Source organism: Fictibacillus gelatini DSM 15865 (assembly GCF_000430745.1).
Lineage (GTDB): Bacteria > Bacillota > Bacilli > Bacillales > Fictibacillaceae > Fictibacillus_A > Fictibacillus_A gelatini.
Window position 1 is genome coordinate 366264 of sequence record NZ_AUMP01000003.1, and the last position, 7385, is coordinate 373648.

The following is a 7385-nucleotide window of genomic DNA, read 5'->3' on the forward strand; positions in this document are numbered from 1 at the left end:
AAGAGGAGGAAAGAAAATGAGCAGCATTTTATCCCATCTAGTATTAAATCCCGAGGAAAAGTTAGTTTATGTAACTGAAGAAAACATCGAAATAACCCGAACCACGAAGCGATTGGACAAAGCAGGCGCTACAGACATCATCCTGCGTGAAATCGATTTTCGAAAAGGTGCGTTGTTTTCCAGCAGTTATGAATATCCGGGGCGTTATTCACGCTGGGACATTGGATTTATTAACCCGCCGCTTGAAATCCGCGCTACCGGCAGACAATTTCAAATAATAGCGTTAAACAGCCGCGGTGAACTGCTAATCCCTTCTATTTTCGAAAAGTTACAAACGATTGCTTCAATCAGTGTCACTAAAGACGGTTTTGCAATTTCGGGCACAATTGAGACATCCGGCGAAATATTTAACGAGGAAAGCCGAACGTTGCAGCCTTCTATTTTTACTGCATTAAGAGCGATCAAGGAACGATTTGCATCAACTAAAGACTCTTTTCTCGGCTTATATGGAGCATTTGGATATGACCTCGTATTTCAATTTGAGTCTTTGCAATATAAGCATAAAAGAAACAGCCAAAAACATGATCTCGTTTTATATCTTCCAGATGAACTTATTATCGTGGATCATCAATTATCATGTGCTTACCAGCTTTCTTACGAATTTAAGTTCGGCAAGGATTCGACCGAAGGCCTACTGAGAGATGGCGTCTATGTTGAACAAAAGGGGTCTATTAAGCCCTCAATCGGATTAACATACCAGTCAGGAAAATATGCAAACTTAGTTAGAGAGGCGCTTGATGAATTTCGCAAAGGAAATTTATTTGAAGTCGTGCCTTCACAAATTTTATACGAACAATATGATGCTACGCCTTCTCAAGTATTTAATGAATTAACCGAATTAAACCCGAGTCCATATGGTTTTATCATCAACCTTGGCAATGAGCATCTTGTCGGCTCATCGCCAGAAATGTATGTACGAGTAGAAGGAAACAGAGTGGAAACATGCCCAATTTCAGGGACGACAAAACGAGGCAATAATCCGATTGAAGACGCGGATTATATCCGTAATTTATTAAACTCCTATAAAGACGAAGCTGAATTGACAATGTGTACGGATGTCGACCGAAATGATAAATCGAGAATATGCGTTCCGGGTTCAGTGAAAGTGATCGGAAGAAGGCAAATCGAAATGTATTCGCACTTGATTCATACGGTTGACCATGTCGAAGGCTACTTGAGTCCGCAATATGATGCTCTAGATGCCTTTATGACGCATATGTGGGCCGTTACGATAACCGGCGCTCCAAAACGGGCGGCGATATGCTGGATTGAAGACCATGAATGCTCGCCAAGGGAATGGTATGGCGGTGCGGTCGGCTACTATAATTTTAACGGAGATTTGAATACAGGGCTGACATTGCGGACCATTAAAATGAAAGACGGGATGGCCGAGATCAGGGTCGGCGCGACATTGTTATACGATTCTATTCCAGAAGCTGAAGAAGAAGAAACACTGACAAAAGCAGCGGCGTTAATTAAAGCGATCCGGGCGCCCAAAACGAAACCGAGTGAATCGGCACAAGAAACGAAACATCCGGGTCAGGGGAAAAGGATTTTACTAATTGATCATGAAGATTCCTTCGTCCATACGCTCGGGAATTATCTTAAGCAGACTGGAGCGGAAGTATTAACATTGCGCGCCCCCCGGGCAAGGGAAGTGTTAAATTCTTCGCAAACGTTTGACCTAGTGGTCATTTCTCCAGGACCGGGTCGTCCAGGTGATTTTCATATGAATGAAACGATTCATTTATGTTTGAGCAGACAATTGCCGATTTTTGGAGTATGTTTGGGACTTCAAGGGATCGTCGAATATTTTGGCGGGGAATTAGGCTTATTGACGGAACCACAACACGGGAAATCATCCAATGTAAAAGTGAAGCACGACAGTCTTTTGTGGAAGGGGCTACCTGAGTCATTTGCGGTTAGCCGCTACCATTCATTATATGCAAAACAACTACCGGAAAGTATGAGAGTAACGGCTATGTCAGACGACAATGTGATCATGGCGGCGGAACATAAACATTTACCTATAGTCGCTGTCCAATTTCACCCTGAGTCGATATTAACCTCGCGTGACAATGTCGGGATGAGGATCATTGAAAATGTCGTTACGTACTATTGTATCCGCGAAAAAGTGCTTTCGCTTTAAAGAACAAAATTGTAGTCCAATTAGAACCGTATCAAAGGTTGACAGACTAGTGTGAATAGTGTATAAATAAATTACCAAAATATCATATTCTTTCTAGTTGCATGGCTGGAGATGAAGAGATGCCATAGTCATTAAAAACATGATTCATGTTTTTTGGCTATGGCTTTTGTTGTACATTCACACACTCAGTTAAAAAGGGAAAGGGGAGATTTTAATGAGTTTTGAGCATTTAGATTCACCAGACTTAAAGCGCTTTCAAAGAAAGATTACGCTTTTATCGGCTGCGGGCACTTTTCTTGATGGATTTGATCTAACAGTAATTGCCGTTGCGATGCCCTTAATTTTAAATCAGTGGGATATTGGACCTGGAGTTCAAGGACTTATTACAGCATCTGCTGTGATTGGTTCCTTTATTGGGGCTTTATGGCTTGGAAGCTTGACCGATAAATTTGGCCGGAAAGCCATGTATGCGATTGACTTATTAGCTTTTGTCGTGTTTGCTGCTTTATCTGCATTTGCACAGGCGCCATGGCAACTTATTTTATTTCGATTCTTACTGGGAATTGGCATTGGCGCTGATTATCCTATTTCAGCCACACTCGTTTCCGAATTTAGCGCAACGAAAAGCCGCGGGAAGCATAGTACTTCGTTAGGGGCGATGTGGTTCGTGGGAGCCGTGGTGGCTTATATTTGCGGAATACTATTATCGCCGCTTGGACCGAGCGCATGGAGATACATGCTTTTAGTAGGCGCTATTTTCGCTCTTATTGTTTTCTATTTCAGGGTGACACTTCCGGAATCTCCAAGATGGCTGGCATCCAGGGGCCGCGAGAAGGAAGCAGAAGCGATCATGCTGAAAATTACCGGCCAAAAAGTAATCATTAACCCCAATACGGATAAAAAGCAAAAATTAAGTAATGTGTTTTCGAAAACTTTATTTCGCCGAACGTTCTTTGTTTGCGGATTCTGGTTTTGTTATGCGGTAGCATATTATGGGATTTCGATGTACACCCCAACAATTTTGAAGCCGTTAACGCATGGATCGCAAATGATGGCGTATATCGGCTCTGGAACGGTTAGTGTGTTAGGGCTATTGGGAGCAATTATAGGCATGAATATTGTAGAAAAGATAGGGAGAAGACCACTAATTATTACGTCATTTACAGGATTATCAGTGGCATTAATTATTTTAGCGCTTAACCCGAGTCCAACGATGGCATTTTTAGTTATTTTATTTAGCCTCGCTGTGCTATTCGCGAACATGGGCGGGGGAATTCTTAACTTTGTTTATCCGACAGAATTATTCCCTACGAGTATACGGGCAAGCGCTTCAGGGTTGGCAACCGCAGTGAGCCGCATTGGGTCAATTTTAGGAATACTCGTTTTTCCGCAGCTTGTTGCGGCCTGGGGAAACAGCAAAGCGTTATGGCTTTTTGTCATCGCCGGATTAGCAGGCCTGGTGATTTCGATCATATTAGCTCCTGAAACAAAAGGGAAAAACTTAGAGGAACTTAATAATGAGGTAACTTTAGCACTAAATAATAAATCCGACATAGGAGAAAACCATGGAAAAATGACTTAGTCTTTGGTCAATTGGACAACAAGGTACGTTAAATGATTTTTTTCCTCCCTTGCAAAAATGTACAATCAGGAGTCTTTCATCCTCTTTCCCTTATATTTCGCTAGAACATGCCTCATGCCTTCTTCAATTAAGTCATTGGCTGGACGATTCAGGCGTTTGGCCAATAGTTTAATTTCTTCATAAAGCTGCTGACTCAGCGTCGTATTCACATTTTTGCGGTCTTCATTTTTCTTTCGGATGTCGCTTTGATACAATTGATTTCACTCCTTTTAATTTAAATTACATGGTTATCATACCTGGACTAACTGTACTCTATATTATGGCAAAAAGTATAGAGCAAGGGAAGAAAGCATAACTGTTATCTGTTCCTGGTATGTCTCTTGGTGGTTCTGTCACGTTTAGCTGTCGCTATGAGGTTTTAAGCGATCCTTATGACATCACAATAGCGGGAGTCATTCCAAAAACATATTGTTTTCATAAAAATAGAGCCTTATAATTAAGCGAACAGCGTCAGATACTGTTCGCTGTTTTTTATAGTCTCAGGGAAGGTAGACGGAGAGATTTATGTTTAAAAAAACTGTTCTATTACTAATAGGCTTTACTTCATTAGGGATTGGAGTAATCGGCATTTATGTACCGTTATTACCAACGACACCTTTAGTGCTACTGGCCCTTTTTTGCTTTTCGAAAAGCTCGGATAGGTTTCATAGTTGGTTAAAGTCTACGACTCTTTATGAAAAATATGTAAAAGAGTTTAAAGAAACTCGTTCGATTACAATGAAAAACAAAATTAAGATATTGTTGTTTCTTTACGTATCAGTCGGCGTCTCAATCGTTTACATTAACAATAGCATCATCCGGGCAGCATTGATCGGCATGTTGATTCTCCAAACATTTGTACTCATGTTTATCGTGAAAACACGGAAAATAAAGGAGTAAGATTAAGAATCGCCCGAAATTCAAATATCACGATCCACTTAACTATTTTTAGAAAGGGAATTTTATCATGTTCTCGCTTAATAAATCATCATTTTCAGATTGAACGGAAAATTTTCAAAAATGAACTTCCTTAAGTGGCGTAAATATAGTAACATTCTAGTAAACAACTAGAAAGAGATGAGGGTACACGATGATTAAAGCTATTTTTTTTGATCTTGATGACACGCTGCTCTGGGATCAGAAAAGCGTGAAGGAAGCCTTTAGAGCAACATGTAAAGCGGCGTGGGATAAATATAATGATATTGATCCGGAAAAGCTTGAAGAAGCAGTACGAAAAGAAGCTCGGGATCTTTACTCATCTTATGAAACGTATGAATTCACTCAACTGATTGGAATCAACCCATTTGAAGGACTTTGGGGAAACTTTTTGGATGATGAAGATAATTTCCGCAAAATGAAAGATATTGCTCCATCTTATCGGAAAGAAGCATGGACAAGAGGGCTTAGGGCACTAGGAGTTGATGATCCTGAATTTGGACACGAATTAGCCGAACGTTTTCCATTAGAACGTCGAAATCATCCATTTGTCTATGAGGAAACGCTCAGAGTGCTCGATGAATTAAAAGGGAAGTACAGTCTCCTGCTGTTAACGAACGGTTCTCCGGATTTGCAAAATACGAAGCTTGAGTTAACTCCAGAACTTGTCCCATACTTTGATCACATCGTTATTTCCGGAGACTTTGGAAGAGGGAAGCCTGATCCGTCTATATTTGAACATGCATTAACACTCATGTCACTCAAGGCGGATGAAGTCATTATGGTTGGCGATAACTTAATGACTGACATTCTCGGAGCATCCAGGACAGGCATCAAATCCGTTTGGATCAACCGCCATGATAAAGAGCGAAATGAAGTAATCCCAGACTATGAAATCAGCCATTTAGAGCAGCTTTATCCGATCCTCGAAACATTGAAAGATAAAATCAGCAGTTAAGATTAATATTGAAACGATAGCTACATTTCAAATTGAGATGTAGCTATTTTTTAACTACATACTAAAATACTTATTAGGTTTCAGATTGCTTTTAAAAATTTCAATTCTGTCTCACTATCTTAAGTATTCTTATATTATGAGACTGATCGTGCTTGTTCCCACATTGCTTCCGAGAATATATATTATGTAAACTAAATTATTTTTTCGTAATGTTAGGGGTTCTTCCCTTCAAGTTCCTATAAGATCAATTATTAGGCACTTCCTCTTCTAAGTTCCTCATAATTTTTCGCCAGTTTTTTGTTAAACGAATTATCTATTTTTTAGACGATAATCATCATCTTTTGAACTTGTTATCAATAATCGTTTATTATCACTGGAGGTGTTATTTTAGATGTTGCTGCAAGAAGCTATTGATGAATTTTTACTGTATCTAGAAATCGAAAAAAACTATTCGAAAAACACTGTTGCTGGTTATTCTTTTGATCTTAGGACATTTGAAGATTTTTTGTTAAAGCATCATCGTTCCCTTGAATTGAATGACATTCATAAGACTCTCGTGCGACGTTTTATCCAAGAACAAATTACAAAAGAAAATATGAAACCTAGAACGATTCACCGAAAAATCTCTTGTTTAAAATCGTTTACGAAGTACTGTACACGCGAAAACCTGTTGATGAATGATTTCATGGTTGGTATCGAAACCCCGAAGATTGATAATAAACTACCTGTATATATGACCTTGCAGGAGTTGCAAAAACTCTTTCGATATCTTGAAAATGATACAGGTCGGTTTGCCATTAGGAACCATTTGATGTTTAAATTACTTGCAACGACTGGTATGCGCAGATCTGAATTAGTTGACATAACATGGGAGCAGCTTGACCTATTTAACAACACTATTCGTATCCATGGTAAAGGCAAAAAAGAACGCCTACTCCCTCTTCACCCGATGATAGTCCCTCTTATTGTGGACTATAAGAATAGCTTACCTGAGTACCTGTTACATCCTTCACAACCTGTATTTATTAATAAGAATGGCGACCAGTTGAACCCACGAGGTCTACATAAAATATTTAAAGAAACTTTGGAAAAAGCTGGCTTGCTGTAACTGCTAAACTAAAATCAACAGTTTCTGCTAAATAGAAATGAACACTTTTTCCCCAATTATAATCCAGATAAGTTATGATAGTCTTTTCAACATGGCTTATTTGGGGGATTTGAAAGGTGGAAAAATTAATAGTGTATTTGCAGGTTCATCAACTGAAAGAACAAGGATTCAAGGTGGCAGCTATCGCAAAAAAATTAGAGATTTCGAGGAATACAGTTTACAAGTATCTGGACATGACATTCGAGGAGGCGACTAATTGGGTTAACACTCTAAGCAACAGGACAAAGAAACTTGATCCCTACCAGGATCAGATCTTGAGTTGGCTAAAGGAACACCCTGACCTCTCTTCTTCCCAGATTGAGGACTGGTTGAAGGAAAACCATTCTGGTATCAATATTGGAGGGAGCACAGTCAGGCTGTTCGTAAAAGAGCTGAGGGAACTCTATCATATCCCAAAAGCAGTAAGGGTCCGTGATCACGAAGCTGTGGAGGAACTGCCAATGGGTCAACAGGCTCAGGTCGACTGGGGAGAAATAACCGTCAAAAATACGGA

The 7385-nt window shown here is 39.7% G+C and carries 7 protein-coding genes; 6 read left to right on the top strand and 1 reads right to left on the bottom strand.

What is annotated here, in order from left to right:
- The first annotated feature begins 16 nt into the window (after positions 1-16).
- Complete coding sequence (locus H538_RS23335) at positions 17-2209, top strand: anthranilate synthase component I (RefSeq protein WP_035350272.1); 2193 nt, start codon at positions 17-19, stop codon at positions 2207-2209.
- Between the two features lie 214 nt (positions 2210-2423).
- On the top strand, positions 2424-3791 hold the full coding sequence (locus tag H538_RS0107340) for an MFS transporter (protein ID WP_026677055.1): 1368 nt from the start codon (positions 2424-2426) through the stop codon (positions 3789-3791).
- Positions 3792-3856: 65 nt separating this feature from the next.
- Here H538_RS0107340 and H538_RS26440 read toward each other — a convergent pair whose 3' ends face one another.
- Entirely contained in the window at positions 3857-4045 is a 189-nt protein-coding gene (locus H538_RS26440; protein ID WP_035350274.1) for a hypothetical protein, read from the bottom strand.
- Positions 4046-4355: 310 nt separating this feature from the next.
- Here H538_RS26440 and H538_RS0107350 point away from each other — a divergent pair, with 310 nt between their 5' ends.
- The 4 genes from H538_RS0107350 to H538_RS0107365 all read left to right on the top strand — a co-directional run.
- Complete coding sequence (locus H538_RS0107350; RefSeq protein ID WP_026677056.1) at positions 4356-4730, top strand: YbaN family protein; 375 nt, start codon at positions 4356-4358, stop codon at positions 4728-4730.
- Between the two features lie 190 nt (positions 4731-4920).
- On the top strand, positions 4921-5724 hold the full coding sequence (locus H538_RS0107355) for an HAD family hydrolase (protein WP_026677057.1): 804 nt from the start codon (positions 4921-4923) through the stop codon (positions 5722-5724).
- 391 nt (positions 5725-6115) lie between these two features.
- On the top strand, positions 6116-6832 hold the full coding sequence (locus H538_RS25455; protein ID WP_081412599.1) for a tyrosine-type recombinase/integrase: 717 nt from the start codon (positions 6116-6118) through the stop codon (positions 6830-6832).
- A 116-nt stretch (positions 6833-6948) separates the two neighbouring features.
- The coding region (locus H538_RS0107365) for a helix-turn-helix domain-containing protein (RefSeq protein ID WP_026677058.1) at positions 6949-7385 on the top strand (437 nt) is incomplete at its 3' end.